At 59.7% G+C, this 22,300-nt stretch carries 19 protein-coding genes; 9 read left to right on the top strand and 10 right to left on the bottom strand.

The window, feature by feature from the left end:
* Positions 1–175 precede the first annotated feature (175 nt).
* The gene (mrdA, locus tag PMI25_RS07690; protein WP_007961790.1) at positions 176–2,068 is read left to right on the top strand and encodes a penicillin-binding protein 2; all 1,893 of its coding nucleotides are present in this window, start codon (positions 176–178) and stop codon (positions 2,066–2,068) included.
* Positions 2,069–2,143: 75 nt separating this feature from the next.
* Here the strand turns inward: mrdA and PMI25_RS07685 are convergent, their stop codons facing one another.
* The 5 genes from PMI25_RS07685 to PMI25_RS07665 form a co-directional block, all read right to left on the bottom strand.
* On the bottom strand, positions 2,144–2,815 hold the full coding sequence (locus PMI25_RS07685) for a hypothetical protein (protein WP_007961791.1): 672 nt from the start codon (positions 2,813–2,815) through the stop codon (positions 2,144–2,146).
* Between the two features lie 84 nt (positions 2,816–2,899).
* The gene (locus PMI25_RS07680) at positions 2,900–3,106 is read right to left on the bottom strand and encodes a helix-turn-helix domain-containing protein (protein WP_003226632.1); all 207 of its coding nucleotides are present in this window, start codon (positions 3,104–3,106) and stop codon (positions 2,900–2,902) included.
* Positions 3,107–3,115: 9 nt separating this feature from the next.
* Positions 3,116–3,721 carry a hypothetical protein gene (locus tag PMI25_RS07675; RefSeq protein ID WP_007961792.1) on the bottom strand — a complete coding sequence of 202 codons (606 nt, stop codon included), beginning with the start codon at positions 3,719–3,721 and terminating at the stop codon, positions 3,116–3,118.
* A 218-nt stretch (positions 3,722–3,939) separates the two neighbouring features.
* On the bottom strand, positions 3,940–4,344 hold the full coding sequence (locus PMI25_RS07670) for a lysozyme inhibitor LprI family protein (protein WP_007961794.1): 405 nt from the start codon (positions 4,342–4,344) through the stop codon (positions 3,940–3,942).
* Between the two features lie 58 nt (positions 4,345–4,402).
* Positions 4,403–5,323 carry an ADP-ribosylglycohydrolase family protein gene (locus PMI25_RS07665; RefSeq protein ID WP_007961795.1) on the bottom strand — a complete coding sequence of 307 codons (921 nt, stop codon included), beginning with the start codon at positions 5,321–5,323 and terminating at the stop codon, positions 4,403–4,405.
* A 186-nt stretch (positions 5,324–5,509) separates the two neighbouring features.
* Between PMI25_RS07665 and PMI25_RS07660 the strand changes: the two genes are divergently transcribed.
* Together PMI25_RS07660 and PMI25_RS07655 are read left to right on the top strand one after the other, a co-directional pair.
* The gene (locus tag PMI25_RS07660) at positions 5,510–5,998 is read left to right on the top strand and encodes an SRPBCC family protein (protein WP_007961797.1); all 489 of its coding nucleotides are present in this window, start codon (positions 5,510–5,512) and stop codon (positions 5,996–5,998) included.
* Entirely contained in the window at positions 5,985–6,806 is an 822-nt protein-coding gene (locus PMI25_RS07655; protein ID WP_081755194.1) for an aminoglycoside phosphotransferase family protein, read from the top strand. Before PMI25_RS07660 ends, PMI25_RS07655 begins: the two co-directional genes overlap by 14 nt.
* A 361-nt stretch (positions 6,807–7,167) precedes the next feature.
* Here the strand turns inward: PMI25_RS07655 and acnA are convergent, their stop codons facing one another.
* Positions 7,168–9,909: an aconitate hydratase AcnA gene (gene acnA / locus PMI25_RS07650; RefSeq protein WP_007961800.1), complete on the bottom strand. Its 2,742-nt coding sequence runs from the start codon at positions 9,907–9,909 to the stop codon at positions 7,168–7,170.
* Positions 9,910–10,131: 222 nt separating this feature from the next.
* On the opposite strand from acnA, the gene rlmM reads away from it, so the two are divergent.
* Both rlmM and tusA read left to right on the top strand, forming a co-directional pair.
* Positions 10,132–11,205, top strand: a complete 1,074-nt coding sequence (gene rlmM / locus PMI25_RS07645) for a 23S rRNA (cytidine(2498)-2'-O)-methyltransferase RlmM (RefSeq protein ID WP_007961801.1) — start codon at positions 10,132–10,134, stop codon at positions 11,203–11,205.
* A gap of 178 nt (positions 11,206–11,383) precedes the next feature.
* On the top strand, positions 11,384–11,635 hold the full coding sequence (gene tusA, locus PMI25_RS07640) for a sulfurtransferase TusA (protein ID WP_007961802.1): 252 nt from the start codon (positions 11,384–11,386) through the stop codon (positions 11,633–11,635).
* A gap of 49 nt (positions 11,636–11,684) precedes the next feature.
* On the opposite strand, the gene PMI25_RS07635 is transcribed toward tusA, so the two are convergent.
* On the bottom strand, positions 11,685–13,094 hold the full coding sequence (locus tag PMI25_RS07635) for an MATE family efflux transporter (protein ID WP_007961803.1): 1,410 nt from the start codon (positions 13,092–13,094) through the stop codon (positions 11,685–11,687).
* Between the two features lie 309 nt (positions 13,095–13,403).
* On the opposite strand from PMI25_RS07635, the gene pdxB reads away from it, so the two are divergent.
* Positions 13,404–14,546: a 4-phosphoerythronate dehydrogenase PdxB gene (gene pdxB, locus PMI25_RS07630; protein WP_007961804.1), complete on the top strand. Its 1,143-nt coding sequence runs from the start codon at positions 13,404–13,406 to the stop codon at positions 14,544–14,546.
* Positions 14,547–14,729: 183 nt separating this feature from the next.
* Here pdxB and PMI25_RS07625 read toward each other — a convergent pair whose 3' ends face one another.
* Entirely contained in the window at positions 14,730–14,909 is a 180-nt protein-coding gene (locus PMI25_RS07625; RefSeq protein WP_007961805.1) for a PA1571 family protein, read from the bottom strand.
* Positions 14,910–15,165: 256 nt separating this feature from the next.
* Here PMI25_RS07625 and PMI25_RS07620 point away from each other — a divergent pair, with 256 nt between their 5' ends.
* Complete coding sequence (locus tag PMI25_RS07620) at positions 15,166–16,944, top strand: ABC transporter transmembrane domain-containing protein (RefSeq protein WP_007961806.1); 1,779 nt, start codon at positions 15,166–15,168, stop codon at positions 16,942–16,944.
* Positions 16,945–17,028: 84 nt separating this feature from the next.
* Here the strand turns inward: PMI25_RS07620 and PMI25_RS07615 are convergent, their stop codons facing one another.
* Positions 17,029–18,957 (bottom strand): transglycosylase SLT domain-containing protein, encoded by a 1,929-nt coding sequence (locus PMI25_RS07615; protein ID WP_007961807.1) that lies wholly within the window; start codon positions 18,955–18,957, stop codon positions 17,029–17,031.
* A gap of 214 nt (positions 18,958–19,171) precedes the next feature.
* On the opposite strand from PMI25_RS07615, the gene PMI25_RS07610 reads away from it, so the two are divergent.
* Positions 19,172–21,094, top strand: coding sequence for an ATP-binding cassette domain-containing protein (locus PMI25_RS07610; RefSeq protein WP_007961809.1), 1,923 nt, complete (start codon positions 19,172–19,174; stop codon positions 21,092–21,094).
* 181 nt (positions 21,095–21,275) lie between these two features.
* On the opposite strand, the gene PMI25_RS07605 is transcribed toward PMI25_RS07610, so the two are convergent.
* Positions 21,276–21,713 carry a universal stress protein gene (locus PMI25_RS07605; RefSeq protein ID WP_007961810.1) on the bottom strand — a complete coding sequence of 146 codons (438 nt, stop codon included), beginning with the start codon at positions 21,711–21,713 and terminating at the stop codon, positions 21,276–21,278.
* A 103-nt stretch (positions 21,714–21,816) separates the two neighbouring features.
* On the opposite strand from PMI25_RS07605, the gene PMI25_RS07600 reads away from it, so the two are divergent.
* A complete protein-coding gene (locus PMI25_RS07600) occupies positions 21,817–22,254 on the top strand; it encodes a hypothetical protein (protein ID WP_007961811.1) in 438 nt (145 codons plus the stop codon).
* The last annotated feature ends 46 nt before the right edge of the window (positions 22,255–22,300 follow it).

Here is a 22,300-nt window from a genome sequence, read left to right as displayed (position 1 = left end):
GCTTCTCTCGTCAGAATCAGACGACACGAGAGTTCCAACCGTCGCAGGGACTGCCATTGGGGAAAATCCTTCTGAAGTGACCACTCGGTTTTTGGTATGGTGCAGCTCGTTTTTAACGGACTGATGTCATGCCCACGGATCGGCACTCAAATTATGCCAAAGAGTTGCTGTAGAAATGCCTGAACCCATCCCGATCAAGGATCACGAAAAAGAGACGCGCCTGGTCAACAAGCGGTTGATCGCCTGTGCTCTGTTCGTCTTTGCTATCAGCTGCGCGCTGGTGGTACGTCTGTACATCCTGCAAGTAGTTGAATACGACTACCACTCGACCATTTCTGAAAATAACCGCGTCCACGTCTTGCCGATCCCGCCGACAAGAGGCCTGATTTATGACCGCAATGGCGTGCTGCTCGCCGATAACCGTCCCAGTTACAATCTGATCATCACTCGTGAACGCGCCACTGATGTCAATCAGGAGCTGGACGAGGTGATCAATCTGCTGCATTTGCCCGCCGAAGATCGCACGGTTTTCGACAAGGCCATGAAGCAGTCTCGTCATCCATTTACTCCAGTGACGCTGTTCTATGAACTGACCGAAGAACAGATCGCCGTGTTAGCGGTCAACGAATTTCGTTTGCCGGGCCTGGATGTCGAGCCACAATTCGTTCGTCACTACCCGCTGGGTACGCACTTCGCGCATTCGATCGGCTATGTTGGCCGGATCAACGAAAAAGAGTCCAAGACCCTTGATTCGGTGGAGTACCGTGGCACGCAGTCCATCGGTAAAACCGGTATCGAACGCTTCTACGAAGCGCAACTGCACGGTCATGTTGGCTATGAAGAAGTTGAGACCAACGCTCAGGGCCGAGTATTGCGGGTGCTCAAGCACACCGATCCGGTCCCAGGCAAAAACATCGTTCTAAGTCTCGACGTCAAACTGCAGGAGGCTGCGGAAGCCGCACTGGGCGACCGTCGTGGCTCGGTGGTGGCTCTCGACCCGTCTACCGGCGAAGTGTTGGCCATGGTCAGCAATCCGAGTTTCGACCCAAACCTGTTCGTCACGGGCATCAGCTCCAAGGAATACTCGGCGCTACGCGATTCCATCGACCGGCCGCTGTTCAACCGTGTGTTGCGCGGCCTTTATGCGCCGGGCTCGACCATCAAGCCGGAAGTGGCAATCGCCGGCCTCGATGCCGGTGTCGTGACGCCGCAGACCCGGGTCTTTGACCCAGGCTACTACCAACTCCCGGATTTCGATCACAAGTACCGCAACTGGAACCACAGCGGCGACGGTTGGGTGGACATGGATGCAGCGATCATGCGTTCCAATGACACCTACTTCTACGATCTGGCACACAAGCTCGGCATCGATCGCCTGCACGACTACATGGCGATGTTCGGCCTCGGCGAAAAAGTCTCGCTGGACATGTTCGAAGAGTCGCCCGGTTTGATGCCGTCTCAGGCCTGGAAACGCGCCACGCGCCGTCAGGCCTGGTTCCCGGGGGAAACGGTGATCCTCGGGATTGGGCAGGGCTACATGCAGGTCACGCCGCTACAACTGGCTCAGGCCACCGCACTGATCGCCAACAAGGGCGTATGGAACCGTCCGCACCTGGCGAAGACGGTCGATGGCGTTGCGCCGGTCGACGAGCATCCGATGCCGAACATCCTGCTGAAGAACCCGCGTGACTGGGATCAGGTCAACCACGGCATGCAGATGGTGATGCACGACGCGCGGGGTATCGCGCGCGCCGCAGCGGCCGGTGCGCAGTACCGCATTGCCGGCAAGAGCGGTACTGCGCAAGTGGTCGCGATCAAGCAGGGTGAGCGCTACAACCGCGAGAAAACCCTGGAACGGCATCGCGACAATGCCTTGTTTGTCGGCTTTGCTCCGGCAGAGCATCCGAAGATCGCCATCTCGGTGATGATCGAAAACGGTGAGGCCGGTGGTCGAGTGGCCGGCCCTGTGGTGCGGCAGATCATGGACGCCTGGTTACTGGATCAGGATGGCCACCTCAAGCCGCAATATGCGGCGCCCGCCAAGCCGCCGGGTGATCCGCACGTGTAACCTGGATCAGCTTCACAGCGCCGGCTCACATCGGCTGCGCTGTGAAGCTGTCGAGACAGACGTTTGGGCAACTGACTATTTGCAGCTGTAACCCTCGGGCATCGTGACGCTGTAGTTGCGTTGCAGGCGGTCCTGAAAATTCAGGTTCTGCAGGCCTTGCTCGACCAGAAACGCTTCGACCTTGGCGGCCTGACAGTCCTCGTTATAAGACGACGCCCGCAGCAGATACACCGTGCGTTTGCTCACCTCATCGCGGGCGGTGGCAATGAACGTACTGAGAGTGGTGTAGCCGATACGCTCTGAAGTTCCCACCGGACCATAGGTCGTATTGGGCTTACTGGTGCAGGTCAGTCGGTCATCTTTTTTCTTGGTGTTCTTGCACACGGTCGTCGTGCTGGTTGGCACTTGCCCATAGTCGGTGGCGGTGTAGCGGTAAGACACTTGCCGGCTGCCGATATCGAGACTGATGGTCATTTTGATCGGTGCATGATTTCCAGGCAGGCTGGCGTCGGTATAGACCTCCTGGAAGCCCCTGTCTTTCATTGCGTTGACCATGTCGCGAAGATAATAGCGGGCATTCAGTGCGTTCTCATCGGCGCTGTTGGTCGAGGTCACCAGTACGGTTGCCTTTCGGTCGAACTGATAGTCCGGATCAGGTATTGCATTGAGTGCTACGTCTAGTTTTGCGGCGCAGCCGCTGAGTGACGCTGTCAGCAATAACAGCGCGCATAACAAATAACGGGACATGACAAAGCCGCCTTGAAACTAAGGATTGAATAAGAGTTAAACGATTGGGACTTGCGATAAACAACTCGCCGTCAGAGGAAAGTCTCAGTCTTTCTGGTATTCCAGCAGATCGCCCGGTTGGCAATCGAGCGCAGCGCAGAGCTTGTCCAGAGTTGCCATCTTCACACCTTTGACTTTGCCGTTTTTCAGCAATGACAGATTGGCCTCGGTGATCCCGAGCAGGGCGGCCAACTCTTTCGAGCGAATTTTTTGCGTGGCCATGACAACGTCAAGGCGGACGATAATGGTCATTATGTTGTTCTATATGTATTGACTTTGCTCATCGCTGAGTACTTTTGCATCGCGCATGATAATTGAAAACGAACAGAGCAATACGCCTTTGATTATTTCGTAGGCAGAAGAGGAAGACAGGCCGATCGAGAACTGAAAAATGCGATCCCCCGGCGGCAGATCGATCGACAAAGCCAGGCCTTGCAAAGTCTCTACCAGCGGGTAGGCCGCCGGAGAAACGATGCACAGCACTCCCACTCGCCACAGGACGCCGATATTGCGATCGGTCCAGGTTTCGCCGCGTGACAAGCGCAAGAAAAACAACCCGGTCAGCCATAACGCGTAAGCCGACAGGACAACGGGCAGAAAATCCAGAAAAACGATCAGCGCAGTGACCATTGACGACAGCCAGGTGTCGGGATCAAGCAGCGCGCCTTCGACAAACGGGTCGAGCAGTTGCGGCGAGCCTTCTGCAAAGGCATAGAGCAGGCCCGCCAGCATTTCATCCTTTTTGAAGAACCAGACCGTCGCGTTGCCGCCGACCTCCGTCACACCCAGAACCCAGACGAGAATTGCTGCCAGCAGCCCGATCCAATGCATGCGCTGCGGCGCCAATCCGTTGATGTGAGTACTCATGAAAATTCCTGGTTGTTGCAATTTGGTAGCGAATTCTCGATTAAAAATTATCTGATTACAATAATTAATTTTGATTCGCTTGCTGCGGCATCCTCCTCTGCTGCGGCTCCGAGCAATTACTCGTAATGGTGCGGGGAGTCGGCTTGCTGGCGAGCGCGCCGAAGGTGCTCCAAGTGTGAAATCAACAAACTATCGGCAAGACCGAAACCACTACAAAATCAGGCCCCGGGTACCGGGCAACTCATGTCACCCTCCTGGCACTTCAAATATTGCTTCAGCGCCTCGACTCGCACCTTGGTCACACCGGTCAGGCAATTGCTGTAGATCAACGGATAAACACTTCCGCCTTCGACCCCGGATGCCGAAAACTTGCACTCGGCATCGCGAAACCCGATCCATGCTCGCTGCGCCCCCATTAGCAGCTTCTTGCTGTCAGGGTTGTCCTTCAAACGACCGGTGATCTGTTGATACACCGCGTTCAATTCCTTGTCCGCTGCCTTGAATTCCTCCCCGGCACACTGGTTCATGGTGGCCTGATCGCTGGCATTGGCGCAGTCGGCGGCAGCGTCGACGAAGGGAGTGAACAGAAAAGGTGTCAGGGCCAGAAGCAGGCGTGGGGACATAGGGTAATCTCACTGTGTCGGATGAAAAGTACAGTGCAGTTTAGCGGCTCCGGGGCTTCTAATCAGGCACCCGTAGCCGGGAGGCTTCGAGCAGGCGATCTGCAGTGGCTGCAATCTCCTCGCCGTCATGGAGCATTTCCAGCCAATGGGCAGGAATCGCTCGAACGCCGTAATAGGCGCCGGCTACTTGTCCAACGATAGCGGCCGTGGTGTCGGCGTCATCGCCCAAATTGGCGGCTTGCAGAATCGCTGCGGCGAAACTGTCGGTGTGATGAAAGCACCACAGTGCCGCTTCCAGAGACTCGACGCAGTAGCCGCTACCACGGATTTCGTCCGCCGACTTTGTGAGGTAATCACCCCGGGCGATGGCTGCGACTTTTGCTTGAACGAAGGTTGAGTCTGACAGTTTGCGCAATTCTGACTTGGACGCGCCAAGCAAGGCTTTGTTGATCACCTCGGCAAGCAACTGACAGCATTCGATGGCCTCGGGCGCTGCGTGGGTTGTCCGCGAACTGTCGCTGGCGAACTGGTGGATCTGACGGGCATCAGGGAAGTAAAACAGCACCACGGGTGCCAGACGCATCAGCGAGCCGTTGCCGGCGGTAAACGCGTCGGTGGACCCCGCGAAGGGCTGGCCGGTTTGCTGATACTGCGACAGCGCCTGTCTGACCGTCATGCCGATATCGAAACACTCACCTGTGGAACTGAGATAGCCCCATTTCCACCAGTTGAGATAGCGCCCCATCTGATCTGCCGCATCAAATCTGTTTTTGCTCAGCAGACTTTCCGCCAGGCACAGCGCCATCGAGGTGTCATCCGTCCATTGCCCTGGCTTCAAGTGGAAGGGACCGCCACCGACCATGTCGGTCAGTGGCTGGAATGAGCCCCGTGGCTTGAACTCCACCGTGGTGCCCACAGCATCACCACAGGCGAGGCCGAGCAGGGCGCCGCGATAACGTTCGGATAGAGATGGCTGCATGCTTCGTCCTTGTCCGTGTCCATTTCGCAGGAAAAGGTAACAGGTTCATCGGTTGAGGGCGCTCGATTCAACGATCGGAAATGCCGCCGAATGTTTCCTTTGGACTGAACAGGTGCAGCCCTTTGATACAACTTCAGGTTGGACATGTGGTCATACAAGCCTACTGTTCAGAACAGGAGGTGACTTATGAAACCGGTACCCAATAGTTTCGAACGCAAAATCACGCTGAAGGCGCCGCGTTCTTATGTCTGGCGCGCATTGGTCGATGCCGAGGCGTTTGGCCAGTGGTTTGGTGTGGCGCTGGAGGGCAGGCGATTCATCGCCGGAGAATGGACGCAGGGGCAGGTCACCTATCCCGGTTATGAACACGTGTTGTGGAACGTGCTGGTCGAGCGGGTCGAACCGCAGCAATTGTTTTCGTTTCGCTGGCACCCGTACGCGGTCAATCCGACGATCGATTATTCCCAGGAGCCAACGACGCTGGTCAAGTTCGAGCTGCAGGATTACGAGGACGGCACTTTGCTCAAAGTGTCTGAGTCCGGCTTCGCGCACATTCCCGACGTGCGGCAGAAGGAGGCGTATTACATGGACAGCCGTGGCTGGGAGGAACAGCTGAGTCGACTCGAACAGTTTCTCGCCGAAAGCGCCAAGACCCGCGAGCGTGACGGTGACTGACTGCGCAATCTTCGAACCCTGGCTGCAACGCTGGGCGCTGGTGCCGGACGGTGAGCCGATCATCACCCCCGGCAGCCGCCTGTTGCCGGTGCGTTTTGGCGGCACGCCGGCCATGCTCAAGGTTGTGCTGGATACCGACGAGCAATTCGGCAATCGACTGATGACTTGGTGGGACGGTGAGGGCGCAGCGCGGGTGCTGGCCCATCACGAGGAAGGTTTGTTGCTGGAACGGGCCATGGGCCGGCGTTCTTTGATGCACATGGCGCTCAACGGTGAAGACGACGAAGCCACGCAGATCATGTGCACGACACTAGCGCGCTTGCATGCGCCGCGCCCGACGCCGCCACCGCCGCTGGTGGAGCTGGCACCGTGGTTCGTCTCGCTGCGCGTGGCCGCGGCCGAACATGGCGGGACCTATGCCCTGAGCCTGCAAACGGCTGAAGCCTTGCTCGCAGATCCGCAGGACGTGGTGGTGCTGCACGGTGACATGCACCACGACAATGTTCTCGATTTCGCTGCACACGGCTGGCTCGCTATTGATCCCAAACGAGTACGCGGCGAGCGCGGTTATGACTACGCCAACCTGATCTGCAACCCGGACTTGCCGACGGCTGGCGATTCACAGCGATTGCGCCGGCAGGTCGAGGTGATCGTCGAGGCGTCCGGGCTTGATCGCCGACGCTTGCTGCAATGGGTGCTGGCGTTTGCCGGATTGTCGGCCGCCTGGTTCCTGGAGGACGATGCGCAGCAACAGGCTGCCGAACAGCTGCAGGTCGCGCAAATCGCCGCTTGCCTGCTGGATGACTGAGAGGGCTAAGGGTTTTCGGAAGGGCTTCTATAGCGAATGTCTTACACGCGGTGGTAGCTTTTGCGACTATTGCCGATTGGATCCACGACGTAATCTACACCCATCAACTGAGACACAGGGAGTGTTTCAGGATCACGGATGATCGACCATAGCAAGGATCGCTGCCGACAGGGAGTCGATAATGGTCTTGGGAAAAACCCGCTTCGGCGGGTTTTTTTTCGCCTGTAGAAAAGCGCTGAAGGCTTGTGTCGAGCACCTGTAGCGAGGGGATTTATCCCCGATGGGTAGCGAAGCGACCCCAAAAAAGGGCCTGCTGCGCAGTCCATCGGGAATGAATCCCCTCACCACGGGAATCAAGCAATCAAGAGGCGATCAGTTGGCGCAGGACGTAATGCAGAATTCCGCCCGATTTGAAGTACTCCACCTCATTCAACGTATCGATGCGGCACAGCACTTCTATTTTTTCCTGTTTCCCGTCTTCACGGGTGATCACTAGCGTCAGGTTCATGCGCGGTGTCAGCTCGACACCGGTCAGGCCCTGAATATCCAGGGTTTCCTTGCCGGTGAGGTTCAGGCTCTTGCGGTTCTGATCGAGCTTGAACTGCAGCGGCAACACGCCCATGCCTACCAGGTTGGAACGGTGGATACGCTCGAAGCTTTCGGCGATCACCGCTTTGACCCCCAACAGGTTGGTGCCCTTGGCCGCCCAGTCGCGGCTGGAGCCGGTGCCGTATTCCTGACCGGCGATCACCACCAGCGGCGTGCCCGAGGTCTGGTACAGCATGGCGGCATCGTAAATCGGCATTTTCTCACCGCTCGGGATGTAGATCGTGTTGCCACCTTCTTCGCCGCCGAGCATCTCGTTACGAATGCGGATGTTGGCGAACGTGCCGCGCATCATCACTTCGTGGTTGCCGCGCCGTGAACCGTAGGAGTTGAAGTCCCGCGGCTCCACGCCTTTTTCGCGCAGATAGCGCCCGGCCGGGCTGTCAGCCTTGATGTTGCCGGCGGGGGAGATGTGGTCAGTGGTTACCGAATCGCCCAACAGCGCCAGAACCCGCGCCCCTTTGACGTCGGTGATCACCGGCAACGGGCCGGAAATGTCGTCGAAGAACGGTGGATGCTGGATATAGGTCGAGTCGTCCTGCCACACGTAGGTGGCAGCTTGCGGTACCTGGATCGCTTGCCACTGTTCATCGCCGGCAAACACTTCGGCGTATTCCTTGTGGAACATCGCGGTGTTCACCTGATTCACCGCCTCGGCGATTTCCTTGCTGCTAGGCCAGATATCCCGCAGGTACACCGGATTGCCATGCTGGTCGTTGCCCAGCGGTTCAGTGCTGATGTCTGTGCGTACGCTGCCAGCCAGGGCGTAAGCGACCACCAGCGGTGGCGAGGCCAGCCAGTTGGTTTTCACCAGCGGATGCACCCGGCCTTCGAAGTTGCGGTTGCCGGACAGCACCGAGGCGACGGTGAGGTCAGCTTTCTGAATGGCTTTTTCGATCGGCTCCGGCAACGGCCCGGAGTTGCCGATGCAGGTGGTGCAGCCATAACCGACCAATGAAAATCCAAGTTGATCGAGGTATTGCGTCAGGCCGGCAGCCTTGTAGTAGTCGGTGACCACTTTCGAGCCGGGCGCCAGCGAACTCTTGACCCATGGCTTGCGGGTCAGGCCTTTCTCCACGGCTTTTTTCGCCAGCAGACCGGCCGCCATCATCACGCTTGGGTTGGAGGTGTTGGTACAGGAGGTGATCGCGGCGATCACCACCGCGCCGTTTTTCAGGCGATAGGTGTGGCCTTCGTATTCGTACTCTGTTTCTCCCACCAGATCAGCGTTACCCACGGCCACGCCACCGCCGCCCTCGCTTTCCAGACGGCCTTCTTCCTTGCTGGTGGGCTTGAATTGCAGGTCCATGAAATCACTGAAAGCCTGTGCCACGTTCGGCAGCGAAACCCGATCCTGTGGGCGTTTCGGCCCGGCGAGGCTGGCTTCGACGCTGCCCATGTCCAGCGCCAGGCTGTCGGTGAACACCGGTTCCTGACCGGGAAGGCGCCACAGGCCCTGAGCCTTGGTGTAGGCCTCGACCAGTTTCACCACTTCAGCCGGGCGACCGGACAGCCGCAGGTATTCGAGGGTCACGTCATCGACCGGGAAGAAGCCGCAGGTCGCGCCATACTCCGGGGCCATGTTGGCGATGGTCGCGCGATCGGCCAGCGGCAGGTCGGCGAGACCGTCGCCGTAGAACTCGACGAATTTGCCGACCACGCCTTTCTTGCGCAGCATCTGCGTGACCGTCAGCACCAGGTCAGTGGCGGTGATGCCTTCCTTGAGTTTGCCGGTGAGTTTGAAACCGATCACTTCCGGAATCAGCATCGACACCGGTTGGCCGAGCATCGCGGCTTCCGCCTCGATGCCGCCGACGCCCCAGCCGAGTACGCCGAGGCCGTTGATCATGGTGGTGTGGGAGTCGGTGCCGACCAACGTGTCGGGGAAGGCGTAGGTGCGGCCGTCCTCATCCTTGGTCCATACCGTGCGCCCGAGGTATTCGAGGTTGACCTGGTGGCAGATCCCGGTGCCCGGCGGCACCACGCTGAAGTTGTCGAAGGCGCTCTGACCCCAGCGCAGGAACGCGTAGCGCTCGCCGTTGCGCTGCATTTCGATGTCGACGTTCTGTTCAAAGGCGCTTGGGGTGGCGAATTTGTCGACCATCACCGAGTGGTCGATCACCAGATCCACTGGCGACAGCGGGTTGATTCGCTGCGGGTCACCGCCGGCCTTGGCCATGGCGGCGCGCATCGCAGCGAGATCGACCACGGCAGGGACACCGGTAAAATCTTGCATCAATACCCGAGCCGGGCGGTACTGGATTTCCCGGTCGGAGCGGCGCACCTTGAGCCAGGCGGCAATGGCCTTGAGGTCGGCGCCGGTGACAGTTTTTTCATCTTCCCAGCGCAACAGGTTTTCCAGCAGGACTTTCAGCGACATCGGTAGCTGGTCGATATTGCCAAGGCTCTTGGCGGCATCGGGCAGGCTGAAATAGTGGTAGGTCTTATCGTCGATTTGTAGAGTTTTAAGGGTCTTCAGACTATCGAGGGACGGCATTACGATCACTCCTTTGAGTCCGCACGGCTACGGACTGAGGGGACGGGCAGAGCTATCAACGTAGCCCTGTTTTCAGTAGCTGGCTAATAACTGGACTCTATGGGCAAGTCCAAGGTTCCGACATCGGCTATCATGCGCCGGTTTTCGTGACAGGCTTTGCTTCATCGCAAGGCTTGAGCAGCGTGCAGGGGCCGAATGTCCGCCCTCTGCCCAGGAGTAAGAATGAACACCCTATTCATGCATTGCCGGCCAGGCTTCGAAGGCGAAGTCTGTTCGGAGATTTCCGACCTCGCCGCCCAACTCAACGTGGCCGGCTACGCCAAGGCCAAACCGGCCACCGCGTACGCCGAGTTTGTCTGCACCGAAGAAGACGGCGCTGAGCGCCTGATGCGCGGCCAGCGTTTCGCCGAGCTGATTTTCCCGCGGCAATGGGCGCGGGGCGTTTTCATCAATCTGCCGGAAACCGACCGCATCAGCGTGATCCTCGAGCACATGGCGGATTTCCCGGTCTGCGGCAGCCTGTGGCTGGAAGTGGTCGACACCAACGACGGCAAAGAGCTGTCGAACTTCTGCAAGAAATTCGAAGGCCCGCTGCGCAAGGCGCTGACCGGCGCCGGGAAACTGGTGGACGACGCGAACAAACCGCGCCTGCTGCTGACCTTCAAAAGTGGTCGTGAAGTGTTCCTCGGTATGGCCGATGCCGGCAACTCGGCGATGTGGCCGATGGGCATTCCGCGTCTGAAGTTTCCGCGCGAGGCGCCAAGCCGTTCAACGTTGAAACTGGAAGAGGCCTGGCACCATTTTATCCCGCGTGACCAGTGGGACGAACGCCTGCACAGCGACATGACCGGCGTCGACCTCGGTGCGGCGCCGGGCGGCTGGACCTGGCAGCTGGTCAACCGCGGCATGCTGGTGACGGCCATCGACAACGGCCCGATGGCCGAAAGCCTGATGGACACCGGCCTGGTGCAGCACTTGATGGCCGACGGTTTCACCTTCAAGCCCAAGCAGCCGGTGGACTGGATGGTCTGCGACATCGTCGAGAAGCCGGCGCGTAATGCGGCGATGCTTGAAGAGTGGATCGGCGACGGCCACTGCCGCGAAGCAGTGGTCAACCTCAAACTGCCGATGAAACAGCGCTATGCCGAAGTGAAGCGCTTGCTCGAACGCATCGCCGATGGCTTCAAGGCGCGTGGGATCAAGGTCGATATTGGCTGCAAGCAGCTGTATCACGACCGCGAGGAAGTGACCTGCCATCTGCGTCGGCATGACATCAAGAAAACCAAATCCCGCTAAGTCACCACTAACCCCTGTGGGAATGATCTCTGTGGTGAGGGGATTTATCCCCGATGGGATGTAGCGCATCCCCAGTCTTTGCGGCCGCCCCGCAAGCCATCGGGGATAAATCCCCTCGCTACAGATGACTGAGCCCCCGGCAATGCGCGACAATGCCGGCCAGTTTCAGGAGTGAATCATGAGTGAAATGATCGATACCCCGGTCGACGGCACCCTCGACGCCACCGGTCTCAATTGCCCGGAGCCGGTGATGATGCTGCACCAGCACATTCGTGACCTGGTGCCTGGCGGCTTGCTCAAGGTGATCGCCACCGATCCCTCGACCCGTCGCGACATTCCCAAGTTCTGCGTGTTTCTCGACCACGAACTGGTGGGCCAGCACGAAGAGGCCGGTACTTATCTGTACTGGATCCGCAAGAAGTCCAATTGAATTCGGGCAAAAAAAAGACCTGCATGTGCAGGTCTTTTTTTATGGCTGATCAGCCCACCGAACGACTGATCCGGATACGCTTGCGCGCACTGCGGGTCAGGCGGATCGACAGCATGAACGCCGCGCAGCTCAAACCGACGATCAAGCCCTGCCACAAGCCGCTCGGGCCACGCGGTTCGCCGAGCCAGTCGGTCAGGCCGAGGGCGTAACCCACCGGCAGACCGATGCCCCAGTAGGCGAACAGGGTCAGGATCATCGTCACCCGGGTGTCCTGATAACCGCGCAGCGCGCCGGCGGCGGTGACCTGGATCGCGTCGGAGAACTGAAACAGCGCCGAGTACACAATCAGCATCGCCGCGATGTGGATCACCGTCGGATCGGCCGTGTAGATCGATGCAATCGGCTCGCGCAGCAACAGCATCATGCTCGCCGAAATACAGGCGTAGGCCAGCGCAGTGCCCATGCCGACGCCGGCGGCAAAGCGTGCTTCACGCGGCTCTTCACGGCCCAGTGCCTGGCCGACGCGTACGGTCACGGCCATGCCCAGCGAATACGGAATCATGAACACCAGCGAGCTGACGTTCAGCGCGATCTGATGCCCGGCGACCACGGTGGCGCCGAGACTGCCGATCAGCAGGGCGATCACCGCGAAGATGCTCGACTCGGCAAAAACGGCGATGCCAATCGGCAGACCGATTGCCAGCAAACGCTTGATCACCGCCCACTGTGGCCAGTCGAAACGGCTGAAAATTTCACTCGAACGATAGGCCGGCGCCCAGCGCTCGTAACCGGCCAGCCCCAGCGCCATGACCCACATCACGATGGCCGTGGCCCAACCGCAACCCACGCCACCCATGGCCGGCACGCCGAAGTGGCCATAGATGAAGATGTAGTTCAGCGGAATGTTCAGCGCCAGACCGCACAGCCCCAGCACCATCGCCGGGCGGGTACGGCCGATGCCGTCACTGGTGCAGCGCAGCACGTGATAGAACGCCACCGCCGGCAGACCGCTGGCAATGCCGTGCAGGTATTGCATGCACGGGCCGATCAGCTCGGGATCGACCTTCATCAGGTGCAGTACCGGTTCGGCGGCGACCAGCATGCAAGTCGCGATCAGGCCGACCACCAGCGCCAGCCACAGCGCCTGACGCACGATCGGGCCGATCTCGCTGTGGGTGCCGGCGCCGAAACGCTGAGCGACTTTCGGTGTGGTGGCCAGCAGGGTGCCGGTCATCAGCAGAAACACCGGGACCCAGATCGAGTTGCCCAGCGCTACCGCCGCCAGATCGCGCGGCCCGACGCGGCCGGCCATCACGGCATCGACGAAGCCCATGGCGGTGGTCGCCAGTTGCGCGATGATGATCGGCAAGGCCAGGGCGAGCAGGTTCCTGAACTCCAGGCGAATTCGCGCGGGGCGGGTGAGTGAGGCAGCGAGAGGTTGATCAGTAACAGAATTCACAGGCAAAGCGTCCACAGGTGTTGATGCGCAAGGCGCCGCATTCTACGCCGCTGACGTGACAGTCAGGAAAAATCCTCTGTTGCGCATTTGTAATCATCAATACCATCCACTGTGGTGAGGGAGCTTGCTCCCGCTGGGGTGCGAAGCGGCCCCACAACCATCCGGCGTGGTGGATCAGGAAAAACCCGATTGCAGACTTTTCGCCTGCTGCGCAGTCGAGCGGGAGCAAGCCCCCTCGCCACAGTGCAGTCTGCGCTGGCTCAACGGTGGATCTGCACCTAAACTGCCGATCCCCTCAAGGAGCCCGCCATGCTGATTGTTGCCGACGAAAATATCCCACTGCTCGATGCCTTTTTTGCCGGTTTCGGCGAGATTCGCCGGGTGCCGGGTCGTTCCATCGACCGTGCGACGGTCGAGCAGGCCGATGTGTTGCTGGTGCGCTCGGTGACTAACGTCAATCGCGCGTTGCTCGAAGGCAGCACGGTGCGTTTCGTCGGCACTTGCACCATCGGGACTGATCACCTCGATCTCGATTATTTCAACGAGGCCGGCATCACCTGGTCCAGCGCACCCGGTTGCAATGCGCGGGGCGTGGTCGATTACGTGCTCGGCAGCCTGATGACCCTGGCGGAAATCGAAGGTGTTGATTTGCCGCAGCGTACGTACGGTGTCATCGGCGCCGGTGAAGTCGGCGGGCGGTTGATCAAGGTCCTCAAGGGCCTGGGCTGGAATGTCAAAGTCTGCGATCCGCCGCGTCAGGCAGCCGAGGGCGGCGATTACGTCAGCCTCGAGCAAATCATCGAGCAGTGCGACGTGATCAGCCTGCACACGCCGCTGACCCGTACCGGCAAAGGCGCGACCTGGCACCTGTTCGATGAGCAGCGTTTGCTCCAGCTCAAACCCGGCACCTGGCTGATCAACGCCGCCCGTGGTCCGGTGGTGGATAACGCCGCGTTGCGCGAAGTGCTGCTGGAGCGCGAAGACCTGCAAGCGGTGCTCGATGTTTGGGAAGCCGAGCCTGAGGTCGATGTTGCCCTTGCCGAACTCTGCGTGCTGGCCACACCGCACATTGCCGGCTACAGCCTCGATGGCAAGCAACGCGGGACGGCGCAGATTTATCAGGCCTATTGCGAATTTATCGGTCAGCCGCCGAGCATCCAGTTCAGTGAACTGCTGCCGGCACCGTGGCTGTCAGAAGTGACCCTGCACGCCGACAGCGACCCGGCCTGGGCGCTCGCGATGTTGTGCCGTGGGGTGTACGACCCGCGCCGGGATGACGCAGATTTTCGCCGCAGTCTTGTAAGCAATGTCGCCGAACAGCGTGCGGCGTTTGATGTACTGCGCAAGCAGTATCCGGTGCGGCGCGAGATCGAGGGGCTGAAGGTGCGGGTTGAAGGCGACTCGCCGCAGTTGCAGCAGATCGTGGCGGCGCTGGGGGCGGTGGCTGTCTAGAAATAAAATTGGCTTTATCGCTGGCAAGCCAGCTCCCACAGGTTCTCCGTGTTACGCAAGATCCGAGCTGACCACTGGACCTGTGGGAGCGGGCTTGCCCGCGATGGTTGCACCACAATCGTCAATTTGTGGGCAGAAAAAACCCGGCCAAAAAGGGGCCGGGTCAGGAAGACGGTGGCTATATCACTTTTGTTCGGCAGGCTTGACCAATCGCTTGTCCAGTTCGCGGCATGCGTCCTGGATCATGTCTTCAGTGATCGGTACTTCACGCCCATCCTTATCAATAATCGAGCAACCCAGAGGTTGGCCGGGCTTGGTGCGGATCACTTGAATCTTGTCTTCGCTGCTGTGTTGCAAGGACATGGCCTGTCTCCTCATCAGGTTGTGCACGTAGATTAAAACCGCCACGTGACCAGGCTGTGACAACACCCTTGGGTCTGTCAAAAGCGGCACCTCCAGTCCAACAGAAATGACCGCTCGTCTCAACCGGGACATTAGACCAATAGCAACTATGGCCTAGTCTTTGGGGGCATATTTAACCTGACTCATTGTGATTTACAGAGTTCCGCCCCATAGAAGGTTTAGGCTAGCCCTTTCATCAACACGGATGTGTACCTGAATGATCTCGAAGCTTTCTTCCCGGCACCGTCGAGCGCTGAGTCTGACCAGCCGATTTCTGGCGCCTTATCGCTGGCAAGTTGCTGCTGCGCTGCTGGCGTTGATCGTCACCGCGGCCGTCACTTTGTCGATGGGGCAGGGGATCAAATTGCTGGTCGATCGGGGCTTCATGACTCAATCGCCGCACCAACTGAACCAGAGCATCGGCATCTTCATGCTGATGGTGCTGGGCCTGGCAGTCGGCACGTTCGCGCGTTTTTACTGGGTGTCGTGGATCGGCGAGCGTTGTGTGGCGGATATCCGGCGCGAAGTGTTCAACCATCTGGTCTATCTGCACCCCGGGTTTTACGAGAACAACCGCAGTTCGGAGATCCAGTCACGGTTGACCGCCGACACCACGTTGCTGCAATCGGTGATCGGCTCTTCACTGTCGATGTTTTTGCGCAACCTGTTGATGGTGATCGGCGGGGTGGTTCTGCTGTTTATCACCAACCCGAAACTCACCAGCATCGTGGTGATTGCCTTACCGTTCGTGGTCGCGCCGATTCTGATTTTCGGTCGGCGCGTGCGCAATCTGTCGCGGTTGAGTCAGGATCGGGTCGCCGATATCGGCAGCTATGTTTCCGAAACGCTTGGCCAGATCAAGACCGTGCAGGCGTACAACCATCAGGTGCAGGACGAGCGACGTTTCGCCACGACGGTCGAGGACGCGTTCGACACTGCACGCAAGCGCATCTTTCAGCGCTCGTGGATGATCACCGTGGTCATCGTGCTGGTGCTCGGTGCGGTTGCGGTGATGTTGTGGGTCGGCGGCATGGACGTGATTGCCGGACGCATCACCGGTGGCGAACTGGCGGCTTTCGTCTTCTACAGCCTGATTGTCGGCAGTGCGATCGGCACGTTGAGCGAAGTCATCGGCGAGTTGCAGCGTGCTGCGGGTGCCGCTGAGCGCATCGCCGAACTCCTCAGTTCGCAGAACATCATCCAGCCACCGACCCTCGGGCTGGTGACGTTGCCTGAGCGGATCAAGGGCGAACTGCAGTTGCAGAATGTACGTTTTTCCTATCCGTCGCGTCCGGACAGCTACGCCGTCAACGGCCTGAGCCTGACCATCAGAGCCGGCGAGACCTTGGCCCTTGTCGGGCCATCCGGTGCCGGTAAATCCACGGTGTATGACTTGCTGTTGCGCTTCTACGACCCGCTTGAAGGGCGGATCCTGATCGACGGTGTGCCGCTGACCAGCCTCGACCCGCTGGACCTGCGGCGCAATTTCGCCCTGGTCTCGCAATCGCCTGCGCTGTTTTTCGGCAGCGTCGAAGAGAATATTCGTTACGGCAACGCGGGCGCGACGCTGGAGCAGGTCAAGGAAGCGGCAAAAATTGCTCACGCCCATGACTTCATCGAGAAGATGCCCAACGGCTATCAGACCCACTTGGGTGACGCCGGCCTTGGGCTTTCCGGCGGCCAGCGTCAACGCCTGGCGATTGCTCGCGCTTTGCTGGTGGATGCGCCGATTCTGCTGCTGGACGAAGCCACCAGTGCCCTCGATGCCCAGAGCGAGCACTTGATTCAGGAAGCGCTGCCAAGCCTGATGCAAAACCGCACCACACTGGTGATCGCGCATCGCTTGGCCACGGTGAAAAACGCCGACCGGATCGCGGTGATGGATCAGGGTAGTCTGGTGGCCATCGGTACCCATCAGGAGCTGATCGTAAGCAATCCGCTGTATGCGCGGCTGGCGGCGCTGCAGTTCAATGATGGGCATGCGGTGGCGGTGTAGAACTGCCTCAGGCCTTTGCTGAAGACAAAAAAATGCCCGCATCGATTGATGCGGGCATTTTTCATATCAGGCAATCAGCACCTGTCATTGGTCGTCGAAATACCGCTCATGCCAATCCACCAGCGGCTGCGGCGAGTTGAGCTTCTGGCCGTAGATCACCGAGTACGACAGCACGTTCTGCACGTACTGGCGGGTTTCGTCGAACGGGATGCTTTCGACCCAGACGTCGAAACTCAGGTGATCCGCGCCACGCAGCCACTGACGGACGCGGCCGGGGCCGGCGTTGTAGGCGGCGGAGGCGAGGACGCGGTTGCCGTTGAACTGGCTGTGCACCTGGCTCAGGTAGGCGGCGCCGAGCTGGATGTTCTTGTCCGGATCGAGCACCTGCTGCGGCGAGGCCAGCGGAATGCTGAACTTGCGTGCGGTTTCCTTGGCGGTGCCGGGCATCAATTGCATCAGGCCGCTGGCACCGACCCCGGAGCGAGCGTCGTCCATGAACGCACTTTCCTGACGGGTGATGGCGAACACCCAGCTCGAATGCAGGCCACGTACCTTGGCCTCACGCACCAGAGTGTCGCGGTGGGCCATCGGGAAGCGGATATCCAGATCGTCCCAGTATTGGGCCTGACTGATCGTGCGGATCGCCGGGAAATACCATTTCAGGTCGTAGGCCAGTTTGGCCTGGGCAACCATTTCGTCCCGATTGAAATGACGGCTGACGTGATACCACTCGCGGCGACCGTCGACGATCTGCCCGCGCGCATGAAATTCCAGCGCACGCCGCACGCCGGGAGTGTTACGCACCTTGTTGATGGTGGCCTGGCTGAGTACCAGCGGCTTGTTCAGCAGCGAGTAAGGCAGTTGCGAGCGGTCGGCGGCGAGGAAACCGTAGAAATCGCGTTCCTTCGCCAGGTTCTTGTACAGGCTTTGCGCTTCCGGGTTCTGCGGTTGCGCCAGTTCCAGGCTGCGGGCCTGCCAGTAGCGCCAGCGGTTGGTGGTCGCAAGATCCTGTGGCAGACGACGAGTCAGCTGATAGGCATCGTCCCAGCGTGCCAGGCGCAGCAGCAGACGCAGGCGCCATTCGGACACGGTGTTGTCACGCAGCTCCGGATCGTATTTGGTCATCACGTCCAGCGCACGGCTGTCGAAACGCCGGGCCAGGGTCAAGCCGATTTCCCGGGCAATTGCGACTTTCTCGTCACGGGAGAAATGCATGCTGCTGGCGTATCCGTCGAGCAGGGCCATGGCCTTGTCCGGATCCTGACGGGCGAGGCGGCGCAGGCCGAGGCTGACCACATCGGACATCGGCTCGTCGGCCGGGGTGAAGCGCGATGGCTGATTGAGCAGCTCGGGTTTCTGCGCCACATCCACCAGCAGACGACCGCGCTGGGCGAGGGTGGTCAGACCGTTGACCAGGCTGTTGGCCAATGGATAGTTGCGCGCCTGGGCGGCGAGTTTGGTGCGTTCCCAGCGTTTCTGTTCGGTCAACTGACCGTCGGCGGCCCAGATCCCGAACAGTCCGTCACAGGCGGCCGGTTGCGATTTGCCGGTCAGCCACAGTTTGTCGGCGTTAGCATAGCCCTCGGCCTTGTGGCCGCTACTGATCTGGAATTGCGCATTGAGGCAGTCCAGTTCGGTGAAGTTGAGTTTAGGGTCGTAATATTTGGTGAAAGTGGCCCAGTCACCACGGTCGGCGAGCCAGCGCAACCAGCGCAGTTTCATCCAGTTGGCCTGGGGCAGGTCGCCGTGCTCGGCGAGGAATTTCTCGATTTCCTCGTTGCTCGCGGTCTTCAGGCGCGCGGTCAGTTCGTCGTAAGCCAGGTACGGTTCCAGCGGATAATCGGCAAGCGCCTGGCTGTAACGGAAGTACGGGCCGGTATCGCCCTTGGCCAGCGCGCGCTTGGCTTCATCGTAATACTGGCGTTGGGTGGACAGGTCCACCGCCTGGGCGGATTGAGCGGCAGCGGCGGTAAGTAGCAAACAGGACAAGACACTGAAAAGGCGACTGCGCATGAGACATCCGGGCAGAGAAATCATGACAAGCACCGGCCGTGGCCAGCACTGAATTGTCTGTAGCTTAGCCTTTTGCCAGCAACGGGCGAAAGCTTTGCCGGTCTCGCAGCACAAGTTCGCAACAAATGTTGTGCAGAGTGCTTCGGCAGACAAATTGCCGGCCTGCTGAGGGCCTGAATCAGGTAGAATGCGCGCCCGGTTTTTGGAGAAGCTCATGACCCTGCTCAAATTCAGCGATGTGTCCCTTGCATTCGGCGCGATGCCGTTGTTGGACAAGGTGTCCTGGCAGATCGCCCGTGGTGAGCGGGTGTGCATCATCGGCCGCAACGGCACTGGCAAATCCAGCATGATGAAGCTGGTCAAGGGCGACCAGAAGCCCGATGACGGCTCGGTGTGGCGTGCCCCCGGTCTGAAAATCGGCGAATTGCCGCAAGAATTGCCGGTGGCCGACGGGCGGACCGTATTCGACGTGGTTGCCGAGGGTCTGGACGGTGTTGGCGCCTTGCTCGCCGAATATCATCACCTGAGCCAGAACATCGTCACCGACGCCGATCTGGACAAGCTGATGCACGTTCAGCACGACCTCGAAGCCCGTGACGGCTGGCGCTTGCAGACCCTGGTCGACAGCACTTTGAGCCGCCTGCAACTGCCGGCCGACAAGACCCTTGCCGAGTTGTCCGGCGGCTGGCGTCGTCGCGTGCTGCTGGCGCAGGCGCTGGTCTCGGAACCGGATCTGCTGCTGCTCGACGAACCGACCAACCACCTGGACATCGGTGCGATTGCCTGGCTCGAAGAAGCCCTGAAGGATTTTCAGGGCGCCGTGCTGTTCATCACGCACGACCGTTCTTTCCTGCAGAACCTGGCTACGCGCATCCTCGAACTGGATCGCGGCGGCCTGATCGACTGGAACGGCGACTACGCCAGCTTCCTGGTGCACAAAGAGGCCGCGCTGGCCGCTGAGGAAACCGCCAACGCGCTGTTCGACAAGCGTCTGGCTCAGGAAGAAGTGTGGATCCGTCAGGGCATCAAGGCCCGTCGGACCCGTAACGAAGGTCGCGTCCGAGCCCTTAAAGCCCTGCGTGTTGAGCGCAGCGAGCGTCGCGAGCGTACCGGCAAGGCGAATATCCAGCTGGAAACCGCCGACAAGTCCGGCAAGCAAGTGATGGTGTTGGAAAATGTCAGCTTCCATCACCCGGACGGTCCGTACCTGATCAAGGACTTTTCGATGGTCCTGCAGCGCGGCGACCGTATCGGCCTGCTCGGTGCCAACGGTACCGGCAAGACCACCCTGCTGAAGCTGATGCTCAATGGTCTGCAACCGACCAGCGGCAAAGTGGAAGAGGGCACCCGGATTGACGTGGCCTACTTCGACCAGTTGCGCCATCAACTGGATCTGGAAAAGACCGTGATCGACAACGTCGCCGAAGGTCGCGACTTCATCGATATCGACGGCCAGAGCCGCCACGTCCTGAGCTACCTCGGCGACTTCCTGTTCAGCCCGCAGCGTGCGCGCACGCCGGTCAAGGCGCTGTCCGGTGGCGAGCGTGCGCGTTTGCTGCTGGCCAAACTGTTCAGCAAACCGGCGAACCTGCTGGTACTCGACGAACCGACCAACGACCTCGACGTGGAAACCCTCGAGCTGCTCGAAGAGGTGCTGCTGACCTTCAACGGCACTGTGCTGATGGTCAGCCACGACCGGGCATTCCTCGACAACGTGGTCACCAGCACCCTGGTCTTCGAAGGTGAAGGCAAGGTCCGTGAATACGTCGGTGGTTATCAGGACTGGATCCGTCAGGGCGGCTCGCCGCGCCTGCTGGGCGTGACCGAGAGCAAGTCGGGCAAGGCTGACCTGAATTCGGCGGTGGTCACCGCTGAACCTGCCGTGGCTGCCGTACCTGCCGCTGCCGCGCCGGCAGCCAAGAAGAAGCTGAGCTACAAGCTGCAGCGCGAACTGGAAGCGTTGCCGGGCGACATCGATGCCAAGGAACAGCAGATCGCTGCGGTCGAGGCTGAGATGGCTGAAGCCGGTTTTTATCAGCGTCCGCCGGCAGAAACGGCCAAGGTGATTGCTTCGCTGGAGCAGTTGCAGGCTGAGCTGGATGTACTGGTGGAGCGTTGGGCCGAGCTGGATGCCTGATTGATCCGGTAACAAAAAAGCCCGGCGCTCAGTGATGAGCGCCGGGCTTTTCATATACGGATATAGGTGAAGATTCCAATGTGGGAGCGAGCTTGCTCGCGAAAGCGGTATGTCAGGTAGCATCAATGTTGAATGTGCCGACGCCTTCGCGAGCAAGCTCGCTCCCACAGGTTTTTGTGTTTCAGCGTTTGATCAGGTGCACCGCCAGCACATCGCAAGGGGCGCCATGCAGCACGTCGTTGGCTGTGGAGCCCAGCAATAGCGCCAGACCATGACGACCATGGCTGCCGACCACGATCAGGTCGCACTGGTTTTCCTTGGCGAAATGATGGATTTCCTGACGTGGCTGACCATAGGTCAGGTGGCAATTGGCGCCCTCGAGTTCGGCGTATTTGGCTTTCAAGCGCTCAAGGCGCTCCTTGGCCTGATCGAACTGCTGCTGTTGCAGTTGTGACAGATCCATCGGCACATCGCCGCCGAATGCCATCGCCATCGGTTCGACGATATGCACCAGCGACAGCTTGGCGCCATTGCTCGCCGACAGCTCTCGGGCGCGGTGAATCACAGGGTCGCACTCTTCGGTCAGGTCTACGGCGACCAGGATATGGTTGTAGGGCATGAGGTGCTCCTCGTGACGGTTCAATATTGTTAAGTATGGCTGGTTTCAAGCGCATTGGTTCCAAAGTGACACAATGCGTTCACCTTAAGTCGGGAGTAGAGATATGACGGTCTGGTTGGTGGTGTCAATCCTGCTGGTGGTTTTGAGTCCACTGGCATGGTTGCGCCCGTCGCGCGTGCAGAGCGGCCGTATGGCCTTGCGCATGGAGGCGCGACGCATCGGGCTGGCCATGCAACTGGCGCCTCAGGAGTGGCCACACTGGCTGTCTCAGGAGCCGCCCAGCCCGTGCGCGCAATATCATCGACCACGGCGTGGCACTCAGCCGGCGTGCTGGACCTACTGGCAGAAATCGCCGGGGATATGGGTCAATCAGTGGCAGGAAGTCTGCGAGGACCGCTTGCTGCTCGATTATTTCGAAAAGTTGCCGGGCAACGTGTTCAAGGTCGAGGCCGACAAGCAGATGATCGCCTTGTACTGGGGCGAGAAGGGCGAAGCCACGGTTTTGCAGGATATCGACGCGACTCTGAAAGCGCTGGCCTGATTCGCGGACTTTTCCCACTGCAAGGGTGGGGAGCGTCCGGCAGACG

The sequence above is a fragment of the Pseudomonas sp. GM30 genome (assembly GCF_000282275.2).
In the GTDB taxonomy this organism is placed as follows: Bacteria; Pseudomonadota; Gammaproteobacteria; order Pseudomonadales; family Pseudomonadaceae; genus Aquipseudomonas.
The sequence above is the reverse complement of the archived record's forward strand: the minus strand, read 5'-3'. Positions and strand labels throughout refer to the sequence as shown.